This window comes from Fictibacillus nanhaiensis (genome assembly GCF_042686385.1).
GTDB classification, from domain to species: domain Bacteria; phylum Bacillota; class Bacilli; order Bacillales; family Fictibacillaceae; genus Fictibacillus; species Fictibacillus nanhaiensis.
The window spans coordinates 1,372,877-1,399,250 of sequence record NZ_JBHUPF010000006.1 but is presented as its reverse complement, the minus strand read 5'-3'; the positions used below and the strand labels follow the sequence as shown (position 1 = coordinate 1,399,250).

The window sequence follows — 26,374 nt, the reverse complement described above, 5'->3', positions numbered from 1 at the left end:
GTAGAAAAAGCAATGGCAAAATGAGTTTTTGAGGAGTTTGCATTGAGGTGGAATAATAAGTAAAATAAAAGAAATAAAAAAAGCTTGCCCAGAATCGGGCAAACTTTCTATTCTAAAAAGTCTTTTAATCGTTTACTTCTGCTTGGATGGCGGAGTTTACGGAGTGCTTTCGCTTCAATCTGACGAATACGTTCGCGCGTTACGCCGAACACTTTACCAACTTCTTCAAGGGTACGAGTACGTCCATCATCAAGTCCGAAACGGAGACGTAGAACGTTTTCTTCACGATCTGTCAGCGTATCTAGAACATCTTCAAGCTGTTCTTTCAATAGCTCATAGGCCGCAGCTTCTGATGGAGCTAATGCATCTTGATCTTCAATAAAATCACCTAAATGGGAATCGTCTTCTTCACCAATTGGCGTTTCTAATGAAACTGGTTCCTGTGCGATCTTCAAAATCTCACGAACCTTCTCAGGTGTTAGTTCCATCTCAGCACCAATTTCTTCAGGGGACGGTTCACGCCCAAGATCTTGAAGTAGCTGACGTTGAACACGAATCAGTTTATTAATCGTCTCAACCATATGCACCGGGATACGAATCGTACGAGCTTGGTCAGCAATCGCACGCGTGATCGCCTGACGAATCCACCATGTTGCATACGTACTAAATTTAAATCCTTTGTCATAGTCGAACTTTTCAACAGCTTTGATCAATCCCATGTTACCTTCTTGGATAAGATCAAGGAACAGCATTCCACGACCTACATAACGTTTAGCGATACTTACAACGAGTCGTAAGTTAGCTTCTGCGAGACGGCGTTTCGCTTCTTCATCACCGTTCTCAATTCGTTTTGCTAGTTCGATCTCTTCATCTGCCGAAAGTAAGTCTACACGTCCGATCTCTTTTAAGTACATACGAACTGGATCGTTTATCTTAACTCCTGGTGGTACGCTTAAGTCATTAAGATCAAACTCTTCTTCCTCTTTTTCCATTTCGAACTTAGGATCTTCTTCGTCTTCTGCATCTTCAGACGCTTCAGCAACTTCAACACCTTGCTCTTCAAGGTATGAATAGAACTCGTCCATTTGATCAGAATCTTGTTCAAAAGGTGCTAGCTTACTTGTGATCTCAGTATATGTTAGCCGTCCTCGCTTTTTACCGGCCTCAACTAATTGTTCTTTAACTTGATCGATGGTTAATTCGCCTTCCGTTCCTTGACGGTTTGGTTTCTCAGCCATTCGATCCCCTCCTTCCAAAACTTCAACCATCCTACATCCCGATTATTTAAGAGATCTTTTCATTCTCATAATTTCTTGGGCAATTTGGGCTGCCAGTTTTATTTCATTCCTTCTTATTGCGTCTTCTTGCTGCTTTTCTTTTTCTTGTATCTCCCGCAATAAAGGATAGCTAGAAATAATACGAATATAATCCGCGAGCTCTATTTCATTCAGCTCTTCACTGATTGTAAGCATCGCTAATTCTGAAGCTAACTTTCTTAATTTGTCATCATCGATACGCTGCATGAACAACCCTACATTGGGTTTATTTCCTTCTTCATAAAAGGCATATAAGTATGCAGCAATCGCATTATGTTCTTCAACATTAAAGCCTGATTCCAACTTTTCTTGAATGAGAAAAGCGGCTTCCTCACTTTTTAACATATGAGCAAGAACAATACGCTCAGCATTCAGATTTCTCGGCAACAATGACTTTTGCAAAAGTGTTTGTATTCTAAAATTATTATCCCGCTTTTTTGGGCCGTTATCCTTAGACCTTTGCAGTTGCTTGTAAGTCTGTGTTTGCTGTTGTTTAAGAGCATCTAATGACAGATTAAATTCAGAAGCGATTTGGCGGAGATAATGATCTCGTTCAACCGCTTTTGGCAGACGCGCAATTTCTTGGATAATCTCTTCGATATAGATCATCCGTTCTCCTTCATCTCGAAGGTTTTTACCGCGTCTGTAATATTGTATTTTAAATGCCATCACAGTTAGGCTAGCCCCTATTATATCTTTTAAAAACGAATCGCTTCCAAATTGCGAAATATAGTCATCGGGGTCCATTCCGTCAGGCATCTGTGAAATTTTCACGGTACAACCTTGTTTTGTTAAAATTTCTGAAGCTCGAAACGCAGCTTCAACACCTGCTCGGTCAGAGTCATAGCAGATTGTGACAGATTGAACATTTCGTTTCAAAATGGCTGCATGATCTTCCGTTAACGAAGTACCTAATGAAGCAACACCATTTGTAACTCCTGCTCGATAGGCTGCAATGGTATCTACATACCCTTCAAAGATAACAGCATGTTGTTTCTGCCTCATCTCTGCACGTGCAAGGTTTAAACCATAAAGCGTTCTTCCCTTTTGGAAGATCTTTGACTCTGGACTGTTAAGGTACTTCGGCTCGTCCTTGCCGTCTAAAACCCGGCCACCAAAAGCGACCACTGCACCTGTACGATCCCAAATGGGAAACATGACTCTATTTCTAAATCGATCATATGGTTTCCCATCAGACTGTCTCTTGCCGATCAATCCAACCTTTTCAGCGATGTGTAGATCCATTCCTCGCTTTTGAAGAAATTGAGATGCTGTCTCCCATGAATCAGGCGCAAAACCAATTTGGAATCGCTCGATGGATTCCCTTGTGAATCCTCTCTTCTCCAAATATTCTAAAGCCGGTCTACCTTGTTTTGTGTGAAGTAAGCAGTGATGATACAATTTAGCCAACAACTCATGAATCTCAGTCATCGCTTTTTTCTCGTCAGAGCTTTTCTCTGAGAAGTTTTGTTGATGAATTTGAGGAAGTTCTATGTCACTTTTTTTTCCAAGCTGCGTTACAGCTTCAATAAAAGAGTACCCTTCAATGTTCATCAAAAAAGAAAAAACATTGCCTCCTGCTCCACAACCGAAACAATGGTAAATCTGTTTTTCAGGTGAGACAGAAAAGGATGGTGACTTTTCCCCATGAAAAGGACATAGACCAAAATAATTTCTGCCTTGTTTCTTTAGAGGAACATAATCGCTAATCACGTCAACAATTTCACTTGATGACCTGACCTTTTCTATTAAATCCTCAGGTATTCGTTCCATATAACCACCACAGAATCTCTGTTTCTATTAGACACTAGATATATATTCGTGGCACAATTCTATTTTCCTTCAACATTCGACAGGATTTCGCAAAAAACTGTGCAGAATCTTTCTGTGTCCTCTTTTTTAAATTTAGCAGGTCCTTTTGAATGCTTCCCAGAGCGTCTAGCTTTTGCAGACATATATCGTTCATGGAGAACTTGTTCCATTTCATTCTCTTGGAATTGTTTCCCTCTTGGGGTAATAACGTAAACCCCTTTTGAAAGAAGAAGGCTTGCGAGGGCATGATCTTGAGTTACAACAAGATCATTTCTTCTAGAATGATTATGTATGTAAAGATCAACTTCTTCCGGACTCGCATCGACCAATATCCAACGACCAGGCTGGTCTGTGTTACTAGCATGAGCGTAAGATGTAACGAATATGGGTTCGAAATCAAACATTTTGGAGAACTTGAATATTTCTTCCTTTATCACAACAGGACAAGCATCTGCATCTACAAATACATTACCAATTAATTTTTCCATATTCTTATGTTCTACTTTGACAGTGATTCTCCTTCATATGAGAGTATTTACCTTGAATAAGTATACTCAATTTATCACTATTTTGGACAAACTAATAAAATTTAATCACAATGTAATATTATAATAAAACTCTTCTCTTTTTACCAGTAAAAAGATGAAAATAAAAAAGCGCAATCATTTGCGCTTTATTTATATGACTTTCCTTGGAACAAGTTATAGATCACATTAGCAGATTCTTCGACAGCCTTATTAGAGACCTCTACAACTCTGCATCCAATCTGATCAACAATCTTGTTAAAGTAGACTAGCTCGTGCTTGATTCTCTCCATGTTTGCATAGTTTGCTTCTGAGTTCAAGCCAAGCGCTTTTAAACGTTCTCTTCGAATATCGTTTAATTTCTCAGGAGTTATCTTAAGGCCGAAGCATTTGTTTGGTGAAACTTTAAATAATTCTTCCGGCGGTTCTACTTCTGGAACAATGGGTACATTCGCAACCTTTAACCGTTTATGTGCTAAGTATTGTGAAAGTGGTGTTTTTGAAGTTCTTGAAACACCGATTAAAACAACATCTGCTTTTAATATGCCTCTAGGATCTCTGCCATCGTCATATTTAACAGCAAACTCAATGGCTTCTACTTTTCGAAAGTAATCATCATCGAGTTTATGCACGACTCCTGGTTCATATCTTGGAACTTGATTCAGCCTCGATTGCAGCTGATTCATAATAGGTCCCATGATGTCTACTGTAGGAATGTTGTGCAACGCAGCCTGCTTCGTAACGTACTCACTTATTTCAGGCACGACAAGTGTATATGCAATAATTCCGTTGTGATCCTTCGCTAGAGAGATGACTTCATCAATTGTCTCTTTATCTTCCACATAGGGAACTCTCTTAATCTCTATTCCATTTGAATTAAATTGGCTCGCCGCCGCTTTAACAACCAACTCTGCCGTTTCTCCGACTGAATCCGAAACGACATATACGATAGGACGTCCTGTCATGTTGGCCTCCCCATTCAATTATAGTAATTCGTCATGTGCTAATTCTACAAATGCTTTTGTAATATTCGTCTTTGTAATCCTTCCAACTACATCAAATCCACTCTCATCGTCCGAGCGTTTAACGACTGGAAGACAATCAATTTGTTTTCTGATCAAGATGTGTGCGATATCTAAAAGATAATCCTCTTTAAAACAATATGTGATATTAGGCATTCTTGTCATAATAATGTTTATCGGGATACTGTTAATCTCTTGTTTCCCCATACTTGCTCTTAATAAATCTTTTCGTGAAGCCACACCAGCAAGATGTCCGTTCTTATTAATGATAAATAAAGTGCCAACATCCTCCAAGAACATCGTACAAATCGCTTCATAGACCGTCGCTGAATCTTGAACGACGACAGGCATCGACGTAAATTCAGCAACTTTAATTTTTTTTATTTTTTCCGTTAAGAGCTGAGAACCGGTTTTCCCGGTATAAAAATAACCGACTCTTGGCCGTGCATCTAAATACCCTGCCATCGTTAGAATGGCAAGATCGGGTCTTAGTGTTGCTCTTGTGAGGTCTAGTTGGTCTGCAATTTGTTCTCCTGTAATCGGCCCGTTATCTTTAACAATTTCAATGATTTTTTGCTGCCTCTTGTTAAGTTCGATCGTGTACACCACCTTTTGCCGCATCCAATGTGTTATACTTATTCTCATTATTATAACCTATTTATCAGAGAAAGCGAACTAAAAAAACTGTAAAGGATGAAAGCTTCACAGTTTTTTACGATAAATCATCTAATTGTTTTAAAAACTTTTTTGATTTTAAAAATACACCTGAATATTCGTCCATGTATGCATCAAACAACATTCTGAGCTCTCTCTTCGTTTCTTTTTTTAATGAAACGTTTCCGAGCCTGGCAAGATCGAGGTGATAGAACATATGAAGAAGTTTTACTGCTCCCTGTGAAATCCGCATTCTGTATGGATCTTTGTATGAACACCGCTCACAAAGAAAGCCTCCTTCTCTGATAGAGAAAGAAAAATCGCCTTCTGTAGAGTGACATGAAACACATTTACTCAGTTCAGGTACGATTCCGGACGTTTTCATTATTTTCATTTCAAACAAAAAGGTGATAACCTCGGGATCTATCCCATGATTGATATATTCTAAGGATTGTTTGATCCATCCGAAAAGGTCTGGTTTCAGATCATCTTCAGATGTATTTCTATCTAAAAGTTCTGCTAGATAAGCTGCATACGCTGTTTTAACAAGGTCTTCTCTTATTTTTCTAAAAGAAGAAAGCGCCTCTCCCTGCTGTAAAGTTCCAAGCCCTCTGCCTTTTTGAAAAACAAAAATTCCGTATGTAAAAAGTTGCGTAATGGAAGTAAAGCGGCTTTTGGGCTTTTTGGCTCCTCTTGCCATTACGCCGACTTTCCCAAATTCTTTTGTATACAAAGTGATGATCGTATTGGATTCACCATACGGAACGGTTTTAATAACAATTCCTTCCACTTTATAAAGCAAGGTAAATCACCACCCTCTCAAATCTAAGAAGGCACCGTAGTTACTTAATTAATGAAATGGAGGTTCCTCAAGAGACTCTTCATAAGGAATAACTGCTGATAGTGCTGTTATTTCAAGGTCTAGCTCTTTGTATAACAAATAGGTATCAATACTGCCCGTCTCACAGAATACTTTCCAAGTAAATTCTTTCATGTTTGGACACACCTTTCTATTTGTTTCTCTCCTGTAATAACTAGGTTCACCTTAATTGTTTATTTCATGTCAAGGAAATTTTAACAGTTTTTTACTTTAGCTATTAAAGTATGTTAGGTCCTTCTTGTAAGTGGTTGATCTCCGTTCCACGTGCTCGCTTTCCGTGGGGCGAGCGGTGAGCCCCTTGCCGCTTTGCGCCATTAAGGGTCTCACCTGCCCGCTCGTCCCACAGGAGTCTCACATCTTGCACTCCAATCAACTTTTCAATGATGAAATACAAAATACTTTTAAAGTAAATTTTCTCTTAATACTCATCCTCGTTAAAACCGAACTCAGTTAGCTGCTTTTGGCGGTTTCTCCAGTCGGTTTGTACTTTTACGTACAATTCTAAAAAGACACGCGAGCCTAAGAGAGTTTCAATGTCTGCTCTTGCTCGTTTTCCGATCTCTTTTAACATCTTTCCTTGTTTACCGATAATGATTCCTTTTTGAGACGATCGTTCTACGATGATTGTTGCGTTTACAAACACGACGTTCTTCTCTTCCCGCACTTTCATCTCTTCAATAACTACGGCTACGGAATGAGGAATTTCTTCGCGAGTAAGATGTAGAACTTTCTCACGGATTAATTCTGCCGTAATAAAGCGTTCCGGATGATCGGTTACTTGGTCTTCAGGGTAAAATTGTGGCCCTTCTTCCATGTAGGAAACGATCTGTTCCAGAAGTGTGTCCACGTTGTTTCCGTTAAGGGCGGAAATGGGTACAACTTCAGCAACGTCTATCTTATTTCTATACATATCGATCAACGGCAAGAGTTGATCAGGATGCACTTTATCGATTTTATTTATGACTAAGAAGACAGGGTTTTTCACGTTTTGAAGTCTATCGATGATAAACTGATCACCACGTCCATATCCTTCTTCTGCATTAATAACGAATAGGATAAGATCGACTTCGTTTAACGTCTGCTGTGCTGTTCTCGTCATAAAATCGCCTAGCTTATGCTTCGGTTTATGAATACCAGGTGTATCAATAAAGATAACTTGGGATTCATCCGTCGTATAAACCGCTTGTATCTTATTTCTTGTTGTTTGAGGCTTGTCGCTCATTATGGCGATTTTTTGTCCGATCACTTTGTTTAAAAGAGTGGATTTACCTACGTTAGGTCTGCCGATAATCGTTACAAAACCTGATTTATAGCCTTCTTTAGTCATTTAAATCCTCCGGTGAAAATGCTCCAGGCAATAGATCTTTTACTAAGATCTCCTGTACATCACCTTTAAGGTTCGTTAGATAAACAGGCATTTCTGGCGGACATAATTCAGAAATAACTTGTCGGCATGCCCCACAAGGAGGTACAGGTCGCTTCGTATCTGCTACAACAGCGATTGCACTGAACTTCGTGTCACCTTCTGTATACGCTTTAAATAATGCCGTACGTTCTGCACAACACGTTAAACTGTAGGCAGCGTTCTCAATATTCGCTCCGTTATATACTTTACCATCAGCCGTTAGAAGAGCTGCACCTACTTTAAACTTAGAATAAGGTACGTAAGCCTTTTCACGTGCGAGTTTCGCTTGTTCCATCAATTGTTCTTTATTCATTACTCTTTCACCTTCTTAACAAAAATAACTACATACTATCTATCAGCGGTTCAATAAATAGCAGTATACCGATTATAACAGCAAATATTGAAAAAACCAAAACTGCACCTGCAGCAGCATCTTTTGCCTTCTTTGCTAGTGGGTGTTGCCTCTCTGTTATGAGATCGATCGAGCTCTCGATCGCCGTGTTCACTAGTTCAAGCGACAGTACGATTCCGATCACAATAAATAAAAGGACAAATCTTTCTTTAGAAAAATCAAGTGCAACCGCGACGATGATCACGATTACACTTATAAAGGTGTGAATCTTAAAGTTTTGTTCCGATTTAAAGGTTGAGATAATTCCTGTAAAAGCAAAGCCAAAACTTGAGAACAACTTTTTCCAATCAATCATCTTCTCAGACCATATTGCTCCAGGATCTCTTCTTGTCTTCCAAACATTCTTTTTTCATCTTCTTCGTTCATATGGTCATAACCTAACAAATGCAAAAAGCCGTGAACCGCAAGAAAACCCATCTCTCTGTCTAGAGAGTGTCCGTATTCTTCCGCTTGTTCTTTCGCAACATCTAGACAGATGATGATATCTCCTAAGAACCTTGTCTCTTCACCACCAATGATCTCTGTCTCGTCTTCACCCATTTCTTCCATAGCAAAAGAAATAACATCCGTCACACTATCTTTTTGTCTATATTCCTTGTTTATCTCCTGAATTCGCTCTTTTGTCACGATCGTTATGGATACTTCTGCTTGACCTGTTTCTTCCATCTCTGCTGCTTTCTCAAGAACATTGCTTAATAACTCTTGGAATTCAGTGCTGTTTTCATCGATCTCGTTCAAATACTCTACATGTAGCATCATTATTTTTCCACCTTTTTTGTTTCTTCTGGATACTCAATTCTGGAATGAAAAATCCCTTTTAACGTTTCAGTAAGTGTTTTTGCAACTATGTCTAATTCTTTAAGTGTGATATCACACTCATCGAACTGACCATCTTCTAGCCTATCATTTATAATTTTTCGAATGATCCCATCAATCTTAACTGGTGTAGGTTTCGAAAGCGATCGAACGGCCGCTTCTACAGCATCAGAAATCCCGATGATCGCAACTTCTTTCGTTTGAGCTTTTGGCCCTGGATATCGGAAGTCTGATTCTGCTACTTCCTTATCAGTGAGTTGAGCTGCTTTATGATAGAAAAATTTTAAAAGTGTCGTTCCGTGGTGCTGTTCAGCGATATCAATGATCTCTTTTGGAATCTTTTCTGCCCTGAGCATGTCCGCTCCATCATATGGGTGTGCTGTTATGATGGTCTTACTTAGCTGTGGTGCTATCTTATCATGCGGATTATCCATATTCATCTGATTTTCAATAAAAAAATGCGGTCTTTTTGTTTTTCCAACATCGTGGTAATACGATCCTACTCTGGCTAATAAGCCATTCGCTCCAATAGATTCACATGCCGCTTCTGAAAGATTGGCGACCATGATGCTATGGTGATATGTACCTGGAGCTTCCATGAGAACCTTTCTTAGGATAGGGTGATTCGGATTTGAAAGCTCGATCAACTTCGTCACAGATAGAATGTTAAATGATGATTCAATAACGGGTAGAAGCCCTAATGTTAATACAGCTGAAATAAAACCTGATATGGCCGCACAACCAAGATCCAAACCAATCTGCAGAGATGTAAATTTTCCGTTCTGCAATAACAGCACACTCGCTACGGTTAGGATGGCTATAAAAGAAACGAAAAATCCAGCTTGCAAGATCTTCGAACGTTGTTGCGTTTTCCCTAAGAACACGATTCCTGAGATACCGTTAAACAAGACATACATACTCATGATAAAGTTAAAATTTCCTGCTGTTTGTTCATTAAAGATCAGTGCAGCACTTATTGCAAAGATAATCGTAGACACGACTGCAAGCTCTTCGTTGAACAACAACTTGATCATCATCGCACCTGCTGCAACAGGAACAGCATACATGAGGCTCATGAGACCGAGTTCCGTACTGACACTCAACACTTTCATCACAACAAGTGTTAAAGTAAACAATAGCGCATAGATGGTTACATATTTTCGAAAATGCTCTTTTTCACGCTCTTCTTTCATAAAATAATATAAACCAGCCATTACGATCAATACAAAAAGGAATAATCCGTAATACGGATACGTTTTCATTTCTTGATCTAATAATCCAACCTTTTTAAGCCGATCAAAAATCTCAGGCGTGATCACTGCACCGCTTTTTACAAGAACTTCCCCTTCTCTGATCACTACTTCTTCTACTTTGTCACTCGCTTCTTTACGTTTTTGACGTGTTTTCTCTGTATCTAACGTTCGGTTGGCGATAATAAAGCTTCGTGTGATCTCTTCTGTTGCATTTCGAAGTGAATAAGGTAGATTGTTATCACGTATTAACTGAATAGCCTCACTTCGCGCTTCTTCAACTTCTTCGACCATGATAGGCTCTGATAAAACTCTGTTCACTACATCAGGAGCTAAATTCTTTACATTAGTTAATTCTGTTTTACTTGCTTCAGCAAGTGCGATATACGTTTCATCAGATATATCTGATTTATTGATTGAGTCTTTTAATTGAGTCACTTTTTGATCTAAAGTAAGAGTAGTCTCGTCTTCTTTTTTCTTCTTTTCTTCAGATTCTGTGATCGTTATGACGATATCTAATAAATCTTTTAAGCCTTCTGCTTGTACTAGGGCGAGATCTTTATTAAATGTATACTCGTTCTTAACACTTTCTTCCGCTAGCTTCTTTCTTGCTTCAGTCTGATCTTCCAGTGGGATCGTGATTGGTGATTGAATGTCGCGTGGAGAACGCTCATAAACATTAACATCCACTACATTAGGAGTTACGTTGCTGACTAACAGGGAAAACAGAATGATTCCCATAACGATAAAGGATACTGTTGCTACACTCAAACGAAAGTAATTAGACAAAAGATGCCTGAAATTGGCCAAACGCTACCACTCCTTAAACTGTACATCCTATTCTAATCTTAGCAAAAGTTGGTCAATTATGGTACTTCTCAAAAAGAAAAGCTTAGTTAATTGGTATATGTATTCAATTTTCCACTAAATCCCTTCGTGCATACAGAAAGACTATAATGATCCATTCAGAATAAAAAAAGACCCCAAACGGATGGAGTCCTTAATCTTCGTATGTTTCATATGCCTCAATAATTCGCTGAACAAGTGGATGGCGAACTACATCCAGTTGTTTTAAGTATATAAAATCGATGCCTTTAACGCTTTCGAGCCTTTTTTCGGTTACTTTTAATCCTGATTCTTTACCACGAGGAAGATCAATCTGTGTAAGATCACCTGTGATGACCATCTTTGATCCAAAACCAAGACGCGTTATAAACATCTTCATCTGTTCTGGTGTAGTATTTTGAGCCTCATCTAAAATGACAAAGCTTTCATCGAGCGTACGCCCTCTCATGTACGCCAACGGGGCAATTTCAATCGTCCCACGCTCGATTAGCCTCTCGGTATGTTCTGCCCCTAGAAGGTCATGCAGAGCATCGTAGAGGGGACGCAGATATGGATCTACTTTTTCTTTTAGATCACCCGGGAGAAAGCCTAAGCTCTCACCTGCTTCGACCGCAGGACGGGTAAGCACGATCTTTTTCATCTTACCTTCTTTTAACGCGTTGACTGCCATCACCACTGCAAGATAGGTTTTTCCTGTACCAGCAGGACCGATACCAAAAACAAGGTCGCGCTTTCTCATGGACTGCACATAATGACGTTGTCCTAGTGTTTTTACACGAATTGGTTTTCCTTTTGCAGTAACAGCAATATCTTCTTCATAAAGTTCACTTAATTCATCGAGCATATTTTTTTCTGCAAGCTGAACAGCATAAACAATGTCTCTTTCTGAGATCTTAATACCTTTACGCACCAATTTCAGCAAGACAAACAAAGTCTCTTCAACCATTTCTGCTTTATTCAGTTCACCGGATACTAAAATGTCTTCTCCTCTGGTGACGATACTTACATTAAGCTTGTCTTCAATCACCTTCAAAAAAGCATCGTTAGGACCAAAGAGTGAAGCTGCTTCTGTCGTATTTTCGAGTTGTAATGAATTAAGTCTTTTCGTTTCTGACAAACTACTCATTCTCCTTGTTGGATAGGTATAGGTTGTGCAGATGCAATATTTTCAATTACTTGGTAGAGCATCGTTAGTTTAACTTTACCATTCGAGACGTTTTGTTGCCAAACTTTTTCACCATTAATTTTTGCATCATCCGGTAATTTTTTTGAAAGTTCTTTTTTTGCCATCTTTTTTCCTACTTCGATTGCCTCGGCTTTACTATAAGAACGTTTTACTCCGTCGGTTTCCCTGATCTCTTTCTTTATATAAGAAAACGGCATTTTCCATTTAGCTAGATAAAGAGGTGATTCATTTAGTGTTTCCGTTTTATCCTTAAATTCTCCTTCTGAAAATCCATAAACGGGAACATTCAATCCGAAAAGTGAAACATAATGCCTGTTTTTATACTTACCTGTGTATGTTTGAAAGGAAGTGTTTAACGGGACTTCGACCTCTGTCTGATACCAGACTTCTCCCCAAATCTTACCTTTCGCACTTACAAGTTGCGGTTTTTTTTCTTTTCCGATCAAACCTGAGACCAACAATGATCCTTTTTTAACATAGTCGTTAACCCCTACAATAGGTTGTCCCTTTTCGACGAATACAGAGTGAATAACAGCTTCCTTCGTAGCAACAAGATGTCTCGGTCCTGTCATTTGCTTCGCTTCTGGAATCTCCTTTTCGACCACTTCAAATCGGTATGATGTACCTCGTTGAGTTACACCGATCCACGTAACATTATCCATCTTCTCTGTCAGATCCCGCTGTATCTCTCTAACGTTCGGTAATAAAAAAATAAATTTCCCTTTTGTTACTCCAAGTTCTACAGCAGCTTTTCTTAACTCGTATTCAGTCTTAGGATTTGCCCCCGTAACATTTATATTCCAAATCATATTAGATAATAAAAATAAAAGACAAATAAACGAGAGCATGCCAAGGATAAACCCGTTCCTCTTCCACATTCTCTTCAGAAGAAACGGCGTTCCCTTTTTTTCTTTTATCCTGATCTTTAATTTGTTCTCTTTTAATATACCTCTTGCTTTTTGCACATCTGAAACAGATATGGAGATGAGTGCGCGGTTCTGATCAAGAGGCTGTATATCCCATATTCCAATACCAGATTGTATGCACGTATTGATAAACGAACTAGAATCTTGTCCAATAATTTCTACCCTCACATACCCTTTCAAATGGTTCCATTTGGTTTTCATCTTGTCCCTCCCTGTTATGAAGATGATTATTCGTTTTCGAAATCAACTGAAGAGATCGTACCTTCTAACAAAATTTCTTCAGGTAAGATCGTTTTAATAACAAACTCACTTCCTTTTATATGAATCACGCCTTGGTTTAGTTTGAGTGTGAGCTGTTCATTCGAGAAGGCCTTAACTCCTCTATGGTTTTCAATATAGATGTGCAGTTGTCCAATCATCGTGATCCGGGGTAAATCCATCACTACGTCTGCTGGTAGTTCTAGGTTTTGCATCATCCATTTGTTTACTTGCTGCCGCAATTTGCCCATAAAAAAACCCCCTCTCTCCATTTTTATGAGAGAAGGGGTGAAACTATCACTCTTATTACAAGTTACCTTTTGTTAAGAACGCTTTTGCAATGCCTTAGGCTTAGAAAGAATCTCTGACCATATGATCGCTTTTTGTAACTCTTGTTGATCTACTTTAAAATCGTTCATAATTTTATCTTCTTTATCTTGATATCGGTTAGAGACTTTTTCTGATCGTGCCTTATTCACTTCACGTTTAGATGCAGATTGGTGAAAAACTTTTTGATCGACTGTATCCTTTTGGGTTTCGATCGCTTCTTTAACTTTTTTAACTCGAGGTTCAGCAGGCAGACCAAAAGGTGAAACGGTTTGTTTAGGCGCTTCTGTTCGTTGGCGATTAGGTTCTGGACGTTTCGTTTCCTTCATTTCTTTTTGACGTTTAAAGACACTATAAATTCCGCCTGCGATCAGAATAACAAAAGCGATATTAGCAAAAAGAATTTCAATAATCGCTTCTATAATATTCATACTTACAACTTCCGTCCTTTATCATCATTCTCTTTATCAGGGTTTGATGACTTGCTGATCGATTCACGCATCGTAGTGTCTGCCATGATGTTCTTCATGTTCATATAATCCATAAAACCCATGTTACCTGAACGAAGCGCTTCTGCTAATGCCATTGGCACCTCTGCTTCTGCTTCTACAACTTTTGCTCTCATCTCTTGAACTCTAGCTTTCATCTCTTGTTCTTTCGCTACGGCCATCGCACGTCTTTCTTCTGCTTTCGCCTGAGCGATATTCTTATCGGCCATCGCCTGATCGGTTTGAAGTTCCGCTCCAATGTTCTTGCCGATATCGATGTCTGCAATATCTATGGACAGAATCTCAAAAGCCGTACCAGCATCTAGCCCTTTTGATAGTACCGTCTGTGAGATTAAATCTGGGTTCTCAAGCACTTTCTTATGTGTTGCCGAAGAACCAATCGTACTAACGATTCCTTCCCCAACACGGGCGATTATCGTTTCTTCACCAGCTCCACCTACTAGACGATCTATGTTTGCACGAACAGTAATTCTTGCTTTTGCTTTTACTTCAATCCCGTCTAATGCTACACCGGCGATAAAAGGTGTTTCTATTACTTTAGGGTTTACACTCATCTGAACAGCTTCGAGTACATCACGTCCCGCTAGATCAATCGCTGCTGCACGTTCAAAGCTTAGTTCAATATTCGCACGGTGTGCTGCAATCAACGCATTTACTACTCTGTCAACGTTCCCCCCAGCTAGATAGTGACTTTCGAGCTGGTTCGTACTTAAATCAAGTCCCGCTTTTACAGCTTTAATCAGCGGATTAATTACACGGTTCGGGATTACTCTTCTTAATCTCATCCCAACCAATGTAAAGATTCCCACTCTTACCCCTGCTGCTAATGCAGAAATCCATAACATGACGGGTACAAACGTAAATAACACAGCTAGAGCGATTACAATCAATCCGATGACCACTATGCTGGCGATCGATCCGAATTCTAACATCTACACACTCTCCATTCTTTTTTATTCATTATTTTCTATTTCTCTCACTACAACACGTCCACCTGAGGCTTTAATAATTTTTACAGGTGTACCTTTTTCAATATACGATCCTTCTGTTACTACATCTATGAACTCATCATCAAGTCTTAAACTTCCAGAAGGTCGCAGTGTTGTAGCGGTGACGCCGATCTTGCCTGTTAGATCTTTCCGCTCATTATGAGATAGATAACCCTTTTCAGAGCTTGTTGAATCAAATAGGACGAGTTTCTTTAATGAACCGTTATAACCAAATGATCGTAAAAAGAAATACGATCCGATAATCGTAACAACAATGGCAATTGCAATGGCGATCAATATTCCTGTTAAAGATCCACCTGCCATGATCAATCCTGTTAACACTGCCAACACCCCCAGTATACCAATTATACCACCAGGCAAAAACAACTCTAAAATAAGCAAAATCAGACCAACACCAAATAAGATGATTGCTTCCCATCCGGCTAGACCGGCTATCATATGACCGTAAAAAAACAGCAGTAAGGATAAAGCTCCGATAGAACCTGCAATTCCAAATCCAGGTGTATAAAGCTCTAATACAAGACCTAAGCTGCCTAATGATAAAAGAATAGGCACGACGACAGGGTTAGTAACAAAGCGTGCTATCTTATCAGCAAAAGTAGGATTAGATTCTAAAACTTTTGCATCTTCTAGATTTAGATAAGCTAGAAGTTCTTGACGATCTTCTGCGATTTTTTCTGCATAGCCTACCTTTAATGCTTCACTGGCTGTTAACGTAAGTAGTTCACCTTTTTCTAAACCAAGTTCAGGAATCTCAACGTCTGGGTCTACCATCGCCTCAGCGTATACGGGAGTTCTTTCATTCAGCTCTGCTGCTGCTAGCATTTCGGCTTTCCATGCAGACTCAGCTTTTTGTCCAGCGGTATTTCCTTGACTGTCGATCACAGCGGCAGATCCAATCGTTGTTGATGGCTTCATAACAATCTGGTCTGCATTTAAAGCGATATACGCTCCTGCTGAGAAAGCGTTTTTCACCACATAGGCTGTAATTGGAATTTCTGTATCTCTCATGACTTTTGCGATATGTAGTGCAGCATCTACTCTGCCTCCAGGAGTATAAATCTCTAGAACGATATGATCCGTTCCATCTTTCTCTGCCTTTTGAATACTCCGATCTAAAAAAGCTTCAAGGCCTCTTTCAACTTCATGTTCTACAGGTATGAACGTAACTGTCTTACCTTTACCTACTGCAAATACTTGTGAAGTTGAGAGTACACCATAAATTCCCCAAATCAGACAAAGTAAATAGATGAACAATCGAACCCTTTTCACAAACTAACACCCCCTTCACTCTATTTTACGTTAATTTGTGGAAAAAAGTTTCAAAAAATAAGAAAACGCCCTGTATAAATACAGAGCGTTTGTCATTTCAATTATGATAATTGTTGCTGAACAATACGGTTAACGAGTCCACCATCGGCTTTCCCTTTAACTTTAGGCATAAGAGCCCCCATAACTTTACCCATATCAGCTTTAGAAGTGGCACCAATTTCAGAAATCGTTTGAGCAACAATTTCTTGTAGTTCTTCTTCAGTCAGCTGTTTTGGTAAGTATGGCGTAAGAACAGCGATTTCATCTTGAAGTCCAGCGACTAGATCATCGCGGCCAGCTTTTTCGAATTCTTGGAGGGAGTCTTTTCTTTGTTTCATTTCGCGTACAAGAACGGTAAGCTCTTCTTCCTCGTTTAATTCACGCCCTTGCTTGATAGCTTCATTTTGAAGTGATGCCTTAAGCATGCGAATTACAGAAAGCTTTTGCTTGTTCTTGTCCTTCATCGCTTGTTTCATATCTTGGTTTAATTCATTAAGAAGACTCATTTTACTAACTTACACCCCGCTTAGAACTTACGCTTTCTTGCTGCCTCAGCCTTCTTCTTACGCTTTACGCTTGGCTTTTCATAATGCTTGCGCTTTTTAACTTCAGCCAATGTTCCATCTTTGGAAACGGATCTTTTAAAACGACGAAGAGCATCATCAATGGATTCATTCTTGCGAATACGTGTTTCTGCCATTTGTATTTCCCTCCCTCCAGACCACCCTTACATAAAGTAAAGATGCGTCACATATCTTTTGCCATTATAATATATCCTTGCATTACGGTCAACTTAATTTAAACAAGTTGGTCTTAGGAGATAAGGTAAATGACTTAAAAGTAAAAATTAATAATCGGAAGTGGATGTTCCGCCTTCTACAATCGCGATTCCAGCGCTTGCACCGATACGTGTAGCACCAGCTTCGATCATAGCCAAAGCCGTATCGCGGTCACGTACAGCACCAGAAGCTTTCACACCGATGTTCGGACCAACTGTCTCACGCATCAATTTAATGTCTTCTACTGTTGCTCCACCTGTGGAGAACCCTGTTGATGTTTTTACAAAATCGATACCTGCTTTAACCGCAATCTCACATGCTTTTACTTTTTCTTCGTTTGTAAGAAGAGAAGTTTCAATGATCGCTTTTGTTAAAGCTTTACCTTTAGCAGCTTCAACAACTGCACGAACATCTTTTTCGACTAACTCGTAGTTGCCATCTTTCAATGCACCGATGTTGATAACCATATCTACTTCAGTTGCACCGTTTTCAATTGCATTCTTCGTTTCGAACGCTTTAACTTCTGGAGTGTTTGCACCTAGTGGAAAACCAATTACCGTACAAACTGCTACGTCAGAATCTTTTAATTGTTCGAATGCTGTGTAAACCCAAGTCGGATTAACACAAACAGAAAAGAAATTATATTTTTTAGCTTCCTCACAAAGAGTTAAGATTTCTTTCTTTGAAGTTTCAGCTTTTAATGCTGTATGGTCGATCATTCTTGCAACGTTTAAATTGCTCATTTCAACAAACCCTTTCTAAATAAAAAAATTAAACACCGTTAGTATCATAACAAATTTTTCGACATAAATCGAGCATGACAAAAATATTTACAGTGAAGGACAACTAACACTTTGAACCCTCAAGATTGATTAAAAAAACATCCTGGGCTTGAACTCCAGGATGTTAGCTTGAAACAGCTTGCTTTAGGATGTCTTCCATTTCTTGTTTTACAAATATACCTTTATTGTAAGGATACCCTGCTTCAGTGATTTTCACTTTAACCAATTTACCAATCATCTCTTCGTTTCCTTCAAATAAAACTTTAAGATAATTCGGAGTGTATCCTACGTATAGTTTGCTCGTAGGATCTTCTTTAAATGCTTCTTCAGGAATTACTTCTACAACTGTATCTTCATAGTTGGATGCATATTCTTTTGCTAGTTGATCAGATAGAGAAATCAACTTGTGTACACGTTCGTTTTTTATATCTTCTGGAACTTGATCCTCCATCTTTGCAGCTGGAGTTCCCGTACGTTTTGAGTAAGGGAATACGTGTAGTTCCATAAATTTATGTTTCTCGATAAAACGATACGTTTCCATAAACTCTTCTTCTGTCTCTCCTGGAAAACCAACGATTACATCTGATGTAATTGCAAGTCCTGGAAGAGCTTCTTTTAAACGGCCTAACCTTTCACCGAACATCTCCATCGAATATTTTCGTCTCATTCGTTGAAGCACAGTGTTTGACCCTGATTGTAGGGGTATGTGCAGATGAGGAACTACTTTATCTGACCTACCCATAACTTCAATCACTTCATCAGAGATCTGACTAGCTTCAATGGATGAGATACGGATACGTTTTAATCCTGAGATGTTCTTATCAAGATCATCCAACAACTTCGCAAAAGAATAATCCTTCATATCTTCTCCGTATCCAGCAGTATGAATGCCGGTAAGAACGATCTCTTTATAACCAGAGTCTACAAGCTGCTGAGCCTGAGAAAGTACATCTTCCGGTTTCCGGGAACGAAGAAGACCTCTTGCCCAAGGAATAATACAGAACGTACAGAAGTTATTACATCCTTCTTGTATCTTGAGCGATGCTCGTGTTCGATCAGTAAATGCAGGAACATCTAGTTCCTCATACACACGTGCTTTCATGATGTTAGACACACCATTAATAGGCATACGTTCTTCTTTATACTGTTGAATGTAAGTAAGCATTTTAGAACGGTCTTGTGTACCGACTACAACGTCTACCCCTGGAATCGCCATAATTTCTGCAGGTGATGTTTGAGCATAGCAACCTGTTACACAAATAACAGCGTCCGGGTTTTTCCGGATAGCTCTTCGTATTACTTGTCTGCTCTTTTTATCACCCGTGTTCGTTACGGTACATGTATTGATAACATAGACATCTGCCGTACTATCAAAATCAGTACGTTCATATCCTTCAGCTTGGAAAAGCTGCCAGATCGCTTCAGTCTCATAATGATTTACTTTACAACCTAATGTATGAAATGCTACGGATGGCATAATGATCACCCCTTTAATTCAAAATGATAAGAAATAGCTGATAACAAGTACAATGGTGCTGTTTCGGTCCTTAAAATCCTCGGACCCAGTCCGCACAATAAAAAACCATGATCATTAAGCAAGGCTGCTTCTTTTTCACTGATGCCACCTTCCGGACCGATCACACATAGGATTGAATCTCCTACTTCAGCTGTACGTAAAGCAGAAGCAAAATGAGAGATTTCATTCTGTTTTGCTTCTTCCTCAAACGCAACGATTTTTATCTTATACTGTTCTGTCATTTTTAGCAAATCAGAAAAAGAACCAGGATTCAAGATGTCTGGAACCCGGTTTCTATGTGATTGCTCTGCTGCTTCTTTTGCAATTTTTTCAAGTCTTTCTTTTTTCTTAACCGCTTTTTTGTCATCCCATTTTACAACAGAACGGTCTGCTGAAAATGGAAAAAAGGAAAAAGCCCCAAGTTCGGTACCTTTTTGGATGATATATTCTAACTTATCCCCTTTTGGCAGTCCTTGAGCAATGGTAACAGAGACAGGAAGCTCAGCCTTTTTCTCGATATCATTCACAATCTTCGTCTCTACTTCGTTACCGTCAACCTCTATGATTTCACACAAAGATGTACGACCTTTGTTATCACAGCAGATGAAATTGTCTCCTACTTGCATTCTCATCACCTTTAAGATGTGCTTAGCATCATCCCCTGTAATCGTAACAGAGTCATCTTTCCAGTTTTCTGATGGAACAAAGTACCTTTGCATGAAATGCACGTCCTATCCTATTCCTTATTTTGAGCAACGATCGCAACCCAATCTTCCATCTCTAATACTTCTACGATCTTAAATCCATGCTCTTCCAATTTCGCTCTAACGTCACGCTTCTTACCTTGGATGATTCCAGACGTAATAAAATACCCACCTGGCTTTAATACTTTAGCTGTATCTTCAACAAACAAGAGTATGATTTCTGCTAAGAGATTTCCTACTACAAGATCAACTGGACCTTCAATCCCCTTTAAGAGATCATTCTGATCAACATGCACTTTTTGGTTCACTTTGTTCAGCTTTACATTAAGTCGTGCAGAATTCACTGCCACTTCATCCAGGTCATACGCCTCAACTTTATTGGCACCTAACATAGCTGATGCAATGCTCAATACACCAGATCCCGTTCCTACATCAATGACAGAATCCCCTTCAGCTATATATTTTTCGATAGCTTGCAAACTCATGACTGTTGTTGGGTGTGTTCCTGTACCAAACGCCATACCTGGATCAAGCTCAATAATAAGTTCATCAGAATGTACGGGTTTATAATCTTCCCATGTAGGGGTGATCGTGATGCGTTTTGAAATTTTTACGGGTTTGTAATACTTTTTCCAAGCGGTCGCCCATTCTTCCTCGTTCACTTCTGAAATGGAAATCGTGTTAGCTCCAATATCAATGTCATATTTAACCAGGTTCGTAATCGCTTGTTTGATTTCTTCAACCGTTTCACCTAAAAAACTGTTAACGGGTAAATAAGCTTTTAAAATGACACCTTCAGAAGGATAGTCAGAAGGGTTCAGCTGATAAATTTCACCAAATACGGATTGACGCTCTTTAGAGAGGTCATCTACATCCTCAATCACAACTCCACTAGCTCCCGCCTCATGTAAAATATTCGATACTGGTTCAACAGCTTCCTGAGTAGTGTGGATGCTAATCTCTGACCATTTCATCTTATCAACTCCGTTTGTTAGTTTGGCTATTAAAATTTTCAAGCTATTCCTTTGGCACTATTGAGGGTGGTTGATTTCCACTCCAGGTTGCTCGCTTTCCGCGGGGCGTGCGGTGAGCCCCCTTGCCGCTCTGCGCCATAAGGGGGTCTCACCTGGCCGCTCCTCCCGCAGGAGTCTCGCACCTTGCGTTCTAATCAACTTGTCAATGATGTTTATACACAAAGCAACAATCTTTTTAGAAATAAAACTTAAAGATCCCTTAATGCATGTAGGAATATATTTAGGTATTTCATGTGGGTTTTACTCGCCTTTAAATGCGCGTTTGACTTTGTCGAAGAATCCATCTTGTTGTTCGTCTGGCATGCTTCCGCTGATTTCTGAGAAGTCGCGTAGAAGCTGTTTTTGTTTTTCTGTTAGGTTTTTCGGTGTGATTACCTTGACTTGGATATGCTGGTCACCTTGACCTCTTCCGTGAACGTTTTTAACACCTTTTCCTCTTAAACGGAAATGAGTTCCGGTTTGTGTACCTGCTGGAATCTTCAGCTTCACTTTACCGTATAATGTTGGAACTTCAATCTCATCACCTAGCGCTGCTTGAGAGAACGTTAACGGCATCTCGCAAAGGATATCATCTCCATCACGCTCGAAGAACTCATGATCAGCAACTTGGAAGACCACGTAAAGATCACCTGCAGGACCGCCGTTTACCCCAGCTTCACCATGTCCAGACATACGGATCTGCTGGCCGTTATCTACACCAGCTGGCACTTTGACAGAAATTTTCTTGTTCTTGCGTACTTTTCCATTTCCATGACACGTCTTACATTTTTCTTTTATGATCTTACCTTTTCCACTACAGTGGTTACATACTCGACGATTAACAATACGGCCAAACGGTGTATTCTGTTCAACATTCAGCTGACCGCTTCCATTACAATGTGAACATGTTTCAGGCTTTGTTCCTGGTTTAGCTCCTGAACCATGACATGTGTCACAAGTTTCTTCTGTAGGAATTTGAATTTCAGTTTCTTTACCAAACACAGCTTCTTCAAAAGACAATCTAAGTCCGTACTGAAGATCGTTTCCTTGTCGAGGACCGTTTGGGTTTCTACGACCGCCGCCCCCACCGAAGAACATATCAAAAATATCACCAAAGCCATCAAAACCAGCTCCGCCGCCACCGAATCCTTGGTTCGGATCGGTATGGCCGAATTGATCATAATGCGCTTTCTTTTGAGGATCACTTAATGTTTCATATGCATCTTTAACTTCTTTAAATTTATTTTCCGCATCTGCCTCTTTATTAACATCTGGGTGATACTTTCTGGCAAGTTTACGGTATGCTTTTTTCACCTCATCGTTTGAGGCATTTTTATCTAATCCAAGTACTTCGTAATAATCTCGTTTACTCATATAGGACACTCCCGAATTCTCACATAAAAGTTATCTTACCATTGAATACCACCTGACTCAAGACGAAAACTGCAAAGGTTTTGTTACAGCCTTAAGTCCATTATTGTCATCAATACAACTCAGAAAAAAAGTCAAAGTCAAGATGACCTGACTTTGACTTTTATCTGCTAAGTGTTACTTTTTGTCGTCGTTTACTTCTTCATAATCAGCGTCAACGATGTTGTCATCGTTCTTCGTTGATTGACCTTCTGCATCACCTTGCTGAGCTTGAGCTTGTTGAGCTGCTTGCTCATAAAGTTTTACAGAAAGTTGTTGAACGATCTCGCTTAGAGCTTCTTTTTCTTTCTTGATCGCTTCGATATCGTCACCCTCAAGAGCTTTTTTCAAGCTCTCTTTCGCTTCTTCAGCTTTTTTCACTTCAGCTTCGTCTACTTTGCCTTCAAGGTCTTTCAACGTTTTATCAACTGTGAACACAAGCTGATCCGCTTCGTTTCTAGTGTCGATCTCTTCACGTTTCTTCTTATCTGCTTCCGCATTTTCTTCAGCGTCTTTTACCATGCGATCGATCTCTTCATCAGAAAGACCTGTAGAAGATTTAATCGTAATGGATTGCTCTTTGTTCGTTCCTAGATCTTTAGCACGTACATTTACAATACCGTTCGCATCAATGTCAAAGCTCACTTCGATTTGAGGTACTCCACGTGGTGCTGGTGGGATCTCAGATAATTGGAATCTTCCAAGCGTTTTATTGTGCGCTGCCATCTCACGCTCTCCTTGAAGAACATGGATATCAACAGATGTTTGGTTATCAGCAGCTGTTGAGAATACTTGAGATTTTGAAGTTGGAATCGTCGTGTTACGATCGATCAATCGAGTAAACACGCCACCCATCGTTTCAATACCTAATGAAAGTGGTGTTACATCAAGAAGAACAACATCTTTCACATCTCCAGCAAGTACTCCACCTTGAATAGCAGCACCAAGAGCAACAACTTCGTCAGGATTTACTCCTTTATGCGGCTCTTTACCAGTAAACTTCTTGATTGCTTCTTGTACAGCTGGGATACGAGTAGATCCACCAACAAGAATTACTTTATCAAGGTCAGAAGGTGACATTCCAGCGTCAGTAAGTGCTCGGCGAGTAGGTCCCATCGTGCGCTCAACTAATTCTGAAGAAAGATCTTCAAATTTTGCACGTGATAAGTTTAACTCCAAGTGTTTAGGTCCAGAAGCATCAGCTGTGATGAACGGTAATGAAATTTGTGTAGATGTTACACCTGAAAGGTCTTTCTTTGCTTTCTCTGCAGCATCTTTTAAACGTTGTAGTGCCATCTTGTCTTGAGAAAGATCGATACCGTTCTCTTTTTTGAATTCGCTAACTAAGTGGTCGATGATCACTTGGTCAAAATCATCTCCACCAAGCTTGTTATCTCCAGAAGTAGCTTTTACTTCAAAGAATCCATCGCCTAGTTCAAGAATTGATACGTCAAACGTACCACCACCAAGGTCAAATACTAGGATTGTTTGATCTTCGTCTTTTTCAAGACCATAAGCTAAAGCTGCTGCTGTAGGCTCGTTTACGATACGCTCAACTTGAAGTCCAGCAATCTGTCCAGCATCCTTTGTAGCTTGACGTTGTGCATCATTGAAATAAGCAGGTACAGTAATTACCGCTCTTTCAACTTTTTCTCCAAGATAGTCTTCAGCATGAGACTTTAATTTTTGCAAGATGATCGCAGAGATCTCTTGTGGCGTATAGTCTTTCCCTTCAACTGTTTCTTTGTAATCTGTTCCCATGTAACGTTTGATCGACATGATCGTGTTAGGGTTCGTTACAGCTTGGCGTTTAGCTACTTCTCCAACTGAACGGTCTCCATCTTTGAACGCTACAACAGATGGTGTCGTACGGTTACCTTCCGGGTTCGGAATAACTACCGCTTCTCCACCTTCCATAACAGCTACACAAGAGTTTGTTGTACCTAAGTCAATACCGATGATTTTACTCATGTTTTTTCCCTCCATCATTCATATGTAGTTTTATCTACGCGTTTACTTTAACCATAGCAGGTCGAATAACTCGATCTTTTAACATATAACCTTTTTGCAGTTCCTCAATAACTGTATTGGACTCTGTTTCAGAATCCTCCACTTGCATAACGGCTTGATGCAGGTTGGGGTCAAACATTTGACCTACTGAAGGAATTTCTGTCAGACCTTCTTGTTTCAATGCATCTGCTAGTTGACGATAAACCATTTCCATACCTTGAATAAGGGTTTTGGTCTGATCGTTTGTAGCTTCAGTCTTCAAAGCACGCTCAAAGTTATCAAGTGCAGGTAATAACTGTTCAAGAAGACTTTGAGATTTATATTTAAGGCTCGCTGCCTGCTCTTCTCTCGTTCTGCGGCGGAAATTATCATAATCCGCTTGAAGGCGAAGATTTTTTTGGCTTGCTTCCTCAAGCTTTGTTTCTAGCTCTGAAATGCGTTGTTGCTCTTCAGTAAGCGTTTCTTCTGTAGCAGATTCTACTTCTTCAACAACAACTTCTTCTGTTTCTGTTACTTCTTCATTCACATCAGTTTGAGTTTGATCTTGAGTGATGTCCTCTTTGTTCATGCTTTCACCTCCCTAAAATAATCCACTAATTTGAAAAATCGTTTAATCGGTTCGTCATTTCCTTCGATAATGAATCAAGTAATGAAATGACTTTCTGATATTCCATTCTGGTTGGGCCGATTAATGAGATCGTACCTATATGTTTACCATGCATCGTATAAGAGGCATTGATCACACTGCAGTTTTTCATCGCTTCGTGTTCATTCTCTGTACCGATTCTTATGGTCAGCCCTTTTTCTGTCGATGACACGAGCTTTTCCATTAAATCGCGCGTTTCTAAAAAATCAAGAAGCGGTCTAACTTTATCTAAATCTCTAAATTCAGGCTGAGAAAGCATATTTGTTTTCCCGCCATAAAATAGCTTTTCCTTCTTGCTCCAGAGAAGAAGCTGATCTAAGAATACCCCCATGTTTTGATAATCCTTAAGGTGCTTTTTAAACACCGCTGAAAGTTCTTTCTGTATCCGAGTGTTCAATTCTATCAATCGAACGCCAGCAAGCCTTTCGTTAAGAATGTTCACGAGCTTTTCTAGTTCTGAAGGTTCAATCGTATCGGGTAGCACGATCTGTCTGTTCTCTACGTGTCCTGTGTTCGTCACAAAAATTGCAACTGCCACTTGGGAAGAGATCGGAATGATCTGCATATGCTTCAACTTCATATCTAATGCGTTAGGTCCTAACACAACAGATGTATAGTTTGTCAGATCTGATAGAATCTTAGCTGATTGATCGAATAACGCCTCTGCTTCTTGAACTTTTTCCGTAAATAAGAGTTCTGAATGGCCGATCTCACTTTCTTTCATAGATAGAGAAGGAAGTAAGTGGTCCACGTAAAATCGATATCCTTTTTCAGATGGTATTCTACCAGATGATGTATGGGTTTTCTCTAGAAAGCCAAGATCCTCCAAGTCCGCAAGTTCGTTTCGAATCGTTGCTGGACTGTAGGTAATGTCCTCTCGTTTAGAGATCGTACGGGAACCTACAGGCTCAACATGCTTAATATAGTCATCTATTAAAACACGAAGAATAAAGAGTTGTCGTTCCGTTAACATACCATCACCCCACTTGTTAGCACTCTTAAACAGCGAGTGCTAAATCTATAATATAAGTTACCAAAAGGTACTCTGCA

Annotated in this window: 29 protein-coding genes; all 29 read right to left on the bottom strand. The window is 39.6% G+C overall.

Features of this window, described 5'->3' with window-relative positions:
* Positions 1 to 107: 107 nt before the first annotated feature.
* Complete coding sequence (gene rpoD, locus ACFS5O_RS10595; protein WP_066396256.1) at positions 108 to 1,238, bottom strand: RNA polymerase sigma factor RpoD; 1,131 nt, start codon at positions 1,236 to 1,238, stop codon at positions 108 to 110.
* A 42-nt stretch (positions 1,239 to 1,280) separates the two neighbouring features.
* Positions 1,281 to 3,089, bottom strand: a complete 1,809-nt coding sequence (gene dnaG / locus ACFS5O_RS10590) for a DNA primase (RefSeq protein WP_205726883.1) — start codon at positions 3,087 to 3,089, stop codon at positions 1,281 to 1,283.
* Between the two features lie 59 nt (positions 3,090 to 3,148).
* Positions 3,149 to 3,616, bottom strand: a complete 468-nt coding sequence (locus ACFS5O_RS10585) for a YaiI/YqxD family protein (protein WP_205726884.1) — start codon at positions 3,614 to 3,616, stop codon at positions 3,149 to 3,151.
* A gap of 185 nt (positions 3,617 to 3,801) precedes the next feature.
* The gene (locus ACFS5O_RS10580) at positions 3,802 to 4,617 is read right to left on the bottom strand and encodes a pyruvate, water dikinase regulatory protein (RefSeq protein ID WP_205726885.1); all 816 of its coding nucleotides are present in this window, start codon (positions 4,615 to 4,617) and stop codon (positions 3,802 to 3,804) included.
* A gap of 18 nt (positions 4,618 to 4,635) precedes the next feature.
* Positions 4,636 to 5,319 carry a transcriptional regulator CcpN gene (ccpN, locus tag ACFS5O_RS10575; RefSeq protein ID WP_231607259.1) on the bottom strand — a complete coding sequence of 228 codons (684 nt, stop codon included), beginning with the start codon at positions 5,317 to 5,319 and terminating at the stop codon, positions 4,636 to 4,638.
* 67 nt (positions 5,320 to 5,386) lie between these two features.
* The gene (gene recO / locus ACFS5O_RS10570; RefSeq protein ID WP_205726886.1) at positions 5,387 to 6,130 is read right to left on the bottom strand and encodes a DNA repair protein RecO; all 744 of its coding nucleotides are present in this window, start codon (positions 6,128 to 6,130) and stop codon (positions 5,387 to 5,389) included.
* 48 nt (positions 6,131 to 6,178) lie between these two features.
* Positions 6,179 to 6,322 carry a YqzL family protein gene (locus tag ACFS5O_RS10565; protein WP_197133180.1) on the bottom strand — a complete coding sequence of 48 codons (144 nt, stop codon included), beginning with the start codon at positions 6,320 to 6,322 and terminating at the stop codon, positions 6,179 to 6,181.
* Between the two features lie 103 nt (positions 6,323 to 6,425).
* Positions 6,426 to 6,563 (bottom strand): hypothetical protein, encoded by a 138-nt coding sequence (locus ACFS5O_RS10560; protein WP_205726887.1) that lies wholly within the window; start codon positions 6,561 to 6,563, stop codon positions 6,426 to 6,428.
* A gap of 63 nt (positions 6,564 to 6,626) precedes the next feature.
* Positions 6,627 to 7,535: a GTPase Era gene (gene era / locus ACFS5O_RS10555; protein ID WP_205726888.1), complete on the bottom strand. Its 909-nt coding sequence runs from the start codon at positions 7,533 to 7,535 to the stop codon at positions 6,627 to 6,629.
* Positions 7,528 to 7,926 carry a cytidine deaminase gene (locus ACFS5O_RS10550; protein ID WP_205726889.1) on the bottom strand — a complete coding sequence of 133 codons (399 nt, stop codon included), beginning with the start codon at positions 7,924 to 7,926 and terminating at the stop codon, positions 7,528 to 7,530. The genes era and ACFS5O_RS10550 overlap by 8 nt, the downstream gene beginning before the upstream one ends.
* A gap of 28 nt (positions 7,927 to 7,954) precedes the next feature.
* Entirely contained in the window at positions 7,955 to 8,320 is a 366-nt protein-coding gene (locus ACFS5O_RS10545) for a diacylglycerol kinase family protein (RefSeq protein ID WP_205726890.1), read from the bottom strand.
* On the bottom strand, positions 8,317 to 8,781 hold the full coding sequence (gene ybeY / locus ACFS5O_RS10540; protein WP_379839632.1) for an rRNA maturation RNase YbeY: 465 nt from the start codon (positions 8,779 to 8,781) through the stop codon (positions 8,317 to 8,319). Before ybeY ends, ACFS5O_RS10545 begins: the two co-directional genes overlap by 4 nt.
* Positions 8,782 to 8,783: 2 nt before the next feature.
* Positions 8,784 to 10,901, bottom strand: a complete 2,118-nt coding sequence (locus ACFS5O_RS10535) for an HD family phosphohydrolase (protein ID WP_205726892.1) — start codon at positions 10,899 to 10,901, stop codon at positions 8,784 to 8,786.
* A 190-nt stretch (positions 10,902 to 11,091) separates the two neighbouring features.
* The gene (locus ACFS5O_RS10530) at positions 11,092 to 12,054 is read right to left on the bottom strand and encodes a PhoH family protein (RefSeq protein ID WP_144698989.1); all 963 of its coding nucleotides are present in this window, start codon (positions 12,052 to 12,054) and stop codon (positions 11,092 to 11,094) included.
* A gap of 5 nt (positions 12,055 to 12,059) precedes the next feature.
* Positions 12,060 to 13,250: a sporulation protein YqfD gene (gene yqfD, locus ACFS5O_RS10525; protein ID WP_205726893.1), complete on the bottom strand. Its 1,191-nt coding sequence runs from the start codon at positions 13,248 to 13,250 to the stop codon at positions 12,060 to 12,062.
* Positions 13,251 to 13,276: 26 nt separating this feature from the next.
* Positions 13,277 to 13,558 (bottom strand): sporulation protein YqfC, encoded by a 282-nt coding sequence (gene yqfC / locus ACFS5O_RS10520; RefSeq protein ID WP_205726894.1) that lies wholly within the window; start codon positions 13,556 to 13,558, stop codon positions 13,277 to 13,279.
* 72 nt (positions 13,559 to 13,630) lie between these two features.
* Entirely contained in the window at positions 13,631 to 14,065 is a 435-nt protein-coding gene (locus ACFS5O_RS10515) for a hypothetical protein (RefSeq protein ID WP_205726895.1), read from the bottom strand.
* 2 nt (positions 14,066 to 14,067) lie between these two features.
* Positions 14,068 to 15,075, bottom strand: a complete 1,008-nt coding sequence (floA, locus tag ACFS5O_RS10510; RefSeq protein ID WP_066396287.1) for a flotillin-like protein FloA — start codon at positions 15,073 to 15,075, stop codon at positions 14,068 to 14,070.
* A gap of 21 nt (positions 15,076 to 15,096) precedes the next feature.
* Positions 15,097 to 16,425: an NfeD family protein gene (locus tag ACFS5O_RS10505; protein ID WP_205726896.1), complete on the bottom strand. Its 1,329-nt coding sequence runs from the start codon at positions 16,423 to 16,425 to the stop codon at positions 15,097 to 15,099.
* Positions 16,426 to 16,526: 101 nt separating this feature from the next.
* Positions 16,527 to 16,970 carry a GatB/YqeY domain-containing protein gene (locus tag ACFS5O_RS10500; RefSeq protein WP_205726897.1) on the bottom strand — a complete coding sequence of 148 codons (444 nt, stop codon included), beginning with the start codon at positions 16,968 to 16,970 and terminating at the stop codon, positions 16,527 to 16,529.
* 20 nt (positions 16,971 to 16,990) lie between these two features.
* A complete protein-coding gene (gene rpsU, locus ACFS5O_RS10495) occupies positions 16,991 to 17,164 on the bottom strand; it encodes a 30S ribosomal protein S21 (protein ID WP_066237650.1) in 174 nt (57 codons plus the stop codon).
* 147 nt (positions 17,165 to 17,311) lie between these two features.
* Entirely contained in the window at positions 17,312 to 17,986 is a 675-nt protein-coding gene (deoC, locus tag ACFS5O_RS10490) for a deoxyribose-phosphate aldolase (RefSeq protein WP_205726898.1), read from the bottom strand.
* A gap of 163 nt (positions 17,987 to 18,149) precedes the next feature.
* Positions 18,150 to 19,502: a tRNA (N(6)-L-threonylcarbamoyladenosine(37)-C(2))-methylthiotransferase MtaB gene (gene mtaB, locus ACFS5O_RS10485; RefSeq protein WP_205726899.1), complete on the bottom strand. Its 1,353-nt coding sequence runs from the start codon at positions 19,500 to 19,502 to the stop codon at positions 18,150 to 18,152.
* Between the two features lie 5 nt (positions 19,503 to 19,507).
* Positions 19,508 to 20,260 (bottom strand): 16S rRNA (uracil(1498)-N(3))-methyltransferase, encoded by a 753-nt coding sequence (locus tag ACFS5O_RS10480; protein ID WP_205726900.1) that lies wholly within the window; start codon positions 20,258 to 20,260, stop codon positions 19,508 to 19,510.
* Between the two features lie 17 nt (positions 20,261 to 20,277).
* Positions 20,278 to 21,219: a 50S ribosomal protein L11 methyltransferase gene (gene prmA, locus ACFS5O_RS10475; protein ID WP_205726901.1), complete on the bottom strand. Its 942-nt coding sequence runs from the start codon at positions 21,217 to 21,219 to the stop codon at positions 20,278 to 20,280.
* A 300-nt stretch (positions 21,220 to 21,519) separates the two neighbouring features.
* Positions 21,520 to 22,632, bottom strand: coding sequence for a molecular chaperone DnaJ (gene dnaJ / locus ACFS5O_RS10470; RefSeq protein WP_205726902.1), 1,113 nt, complete (start codon positions 22,630 to 22,632; stop codon positions 21,520 to 21,522).
* Positions 22,633 to 22,806: 174 nt separating this feature from the next.
* Positions 22,807 to 24,639 (bottom strand): molecular chaperone DnaK, encoded by a 1,833-nt coding sequence (gene dnaK, locus ACFS5O_RS10465; protein ID WP_205726903.1) that lies wholly within the window; start codon positions 24,637 to 24,639, stop codon positions 22,807 to 22,809.
* Positions 24,640 to 24,673: 34 nt separating this feature from the next.
* Positions 24,674 to 25,246: a nucleotide exchange factor GrpE gene (grpE, locus tag ACFS5O_RS10460; RefSeq protein WP_205726904.1), complete on the bottom strand. Its 573-nt coding sequence runs from the start codon at positions 25,244 to 25,246 to the stop codon at positions 24,674 to 24,676.
* Positions 25,247 to 25,271: 25 nt separating this feature from the next.
* Positions 25,272 to 26,297, bottom strand: coding sequence for a heat-inducible transcriptional repressor HrcA (gene hrcA, locus ACFS5O_RS10455; protein WP_137788831.1), 1,026 nt, complete (start codon positions 26,295 to 26,297; stop codon positions 25,272 to 25,274).
* Positions 26,298 to 26,374: the final 77 nt, after the last annotated feature.

Coding starts and splice junctions, on each gene's coding strand:
- rpoD (WP_066396256.1), bottom strand. CDS start 1,238: ATGGCTGAGAAACCAAACCGTCAAGGAACGGAAGGCGAATTAACCATC.
- dnaG (WP_205726883.1), bottom strand. CDS start 3,089: ATGGAACGAATACCTGAGGATTTAATAGAAAAGGTCAGGTCATCAAGT.
- ACFS5O_RS10585 (WP_205726884.1), bottom strand. CDS start 3,616: ATGGAAAAATTAATTGGTAATGTATTTGTAGATGCAGATGCTTGTCCT.
- ACFS5O_RS10580 (WP_205726885.1), bottom strand. CDS start 4,617: ATGACAGGACGTCCTATCGTATATGTCGTTTCGGATTCAGTCGGAGAA.
- ccpN (WP_231607259.1), bottom strand. CDS start 5,319: ATGAGAATAAGTATAACACATTGGATGCGGCAAAAGGTGGTGTACACG.
- ACFS5O_RS10565 (WP_197133180.1), bottom strand. CDS start 6,322: ATGAAAGAATTTACTTGGAAAGTATTCTGTGAGACGGGCAGTATTGAT.
- era (WP_205726888.1), bottom strand. CDS start 7,535: ATGACTAAAGAAGGCTATAAATCAGGTTTTGTAACGATTATCGGCAGA.
- ACFS5O_RS10550 (WP_205726889.1), bottom strand. CDS start 7,926: ATGAATAAAGAACAATTGATGGAACAAGCGAAACTCGCACGTGAAAAG.
- ACFS5O_RS10545 (WP_205726890.1), bottom strand. CDS start 8,320: ATGATTGATTGGAAAAAGTTGTTCTCAAGTTTTGGCTTTGCTTTTACA.
- ybeY (WP_379839632.1), bottom strand. CDS start 8,781: ATGCTACATGTAGAGTATTTGAACGAGATCGATGAAAACAGCACTGAA.
- yqfD (WP_205726893.1), bottom strand. CDS start 13,250: ATGAAAACCAAATGGAACCATTTGAAAGGGTATGTGAGGGTAGAAATT.
- yqfC (WP_205726894.1), bottom strand. CDS start 13,558: ATGGGCAAATTGCGGCAGCAAGTAAACAAATGGATGATGCAAAACCTA.
- ACFS5O_RS10515 (WP_205726895.1), bottom strand. CDS start 14,065: ATGAATATTATAGAAGCGATTATTGAAATTCTTTTTGCTAATATCGCT.
- floA (WP_066396287.1), bottom strand. CDS start 15,075: ATGTTAGAATTCGGATCGATCGCCAGCATAGTGGTCATCGGATTGATT.
- ACFS5O_RS10500 (WP_205726897.1), bottom strand. CDS start 16,970: ATGAGTCTTCTTAATGAATTAAACCAAGATATGAAACAAGCGATGAAG.
- rpsU (WP_066237650.1), bottom strand. CDS start 17,164: ATGGCAGAAACACGTATTCGCAAGAATGAATCCATTGATGATGCTCTT.
- deoC (WP_205726898.1), bottom strand. CDS start 17,986: ATGAGCAATTTAAACGTTGCAAGAATGATCGACCATACAGCATTAAAA.
- mtaB (WP_205726899.1), bottom strand. CDS start 19,502: ATGCCATCCGTAGCATTTCATACATTAGGTTGTAAAGTAAATCATTAT.
- ACFS5O_RS10480 (WP_205726900.1), bottom strand. CDS start 20,260: ATGCAAAGGTACTTTGTTCCATCAGAAAACTGGAAAGATGACTCTGTT.
- prmA (WP_205726901.1), bottom strand. CDS start 21,219: ATGAAATGGTCAGAGATTAGCATCCACACTACTCAGGAAGCTGTTGAA.
- dnaJ (WP_205726902.1), bottom strand. CDS start 22,632: ATGAGTAAACGAGATTATTACGAAGTACTTGGATTAGATAAAAATGCC.
- dnaK (WP_205726903.1), bottom strand. CDS start 24,639: ATGAGTAAAATCATCGGTATTGACTTAGGTACAACAAACTCTTGTGTA.
- grpE (WP_205726904.1), bottom strand. CDS start 25,246: ATGAACAAAGAGGACATCACTCAAGATCAAACTCAAACTGATGTGAAT.
- hrcA (WP_137788831.1), bottom strand. CDS start 26,297: ATGTTAACGGAACGACAACTCTTTATTCTTCGTGTTTTAATAGATGAC.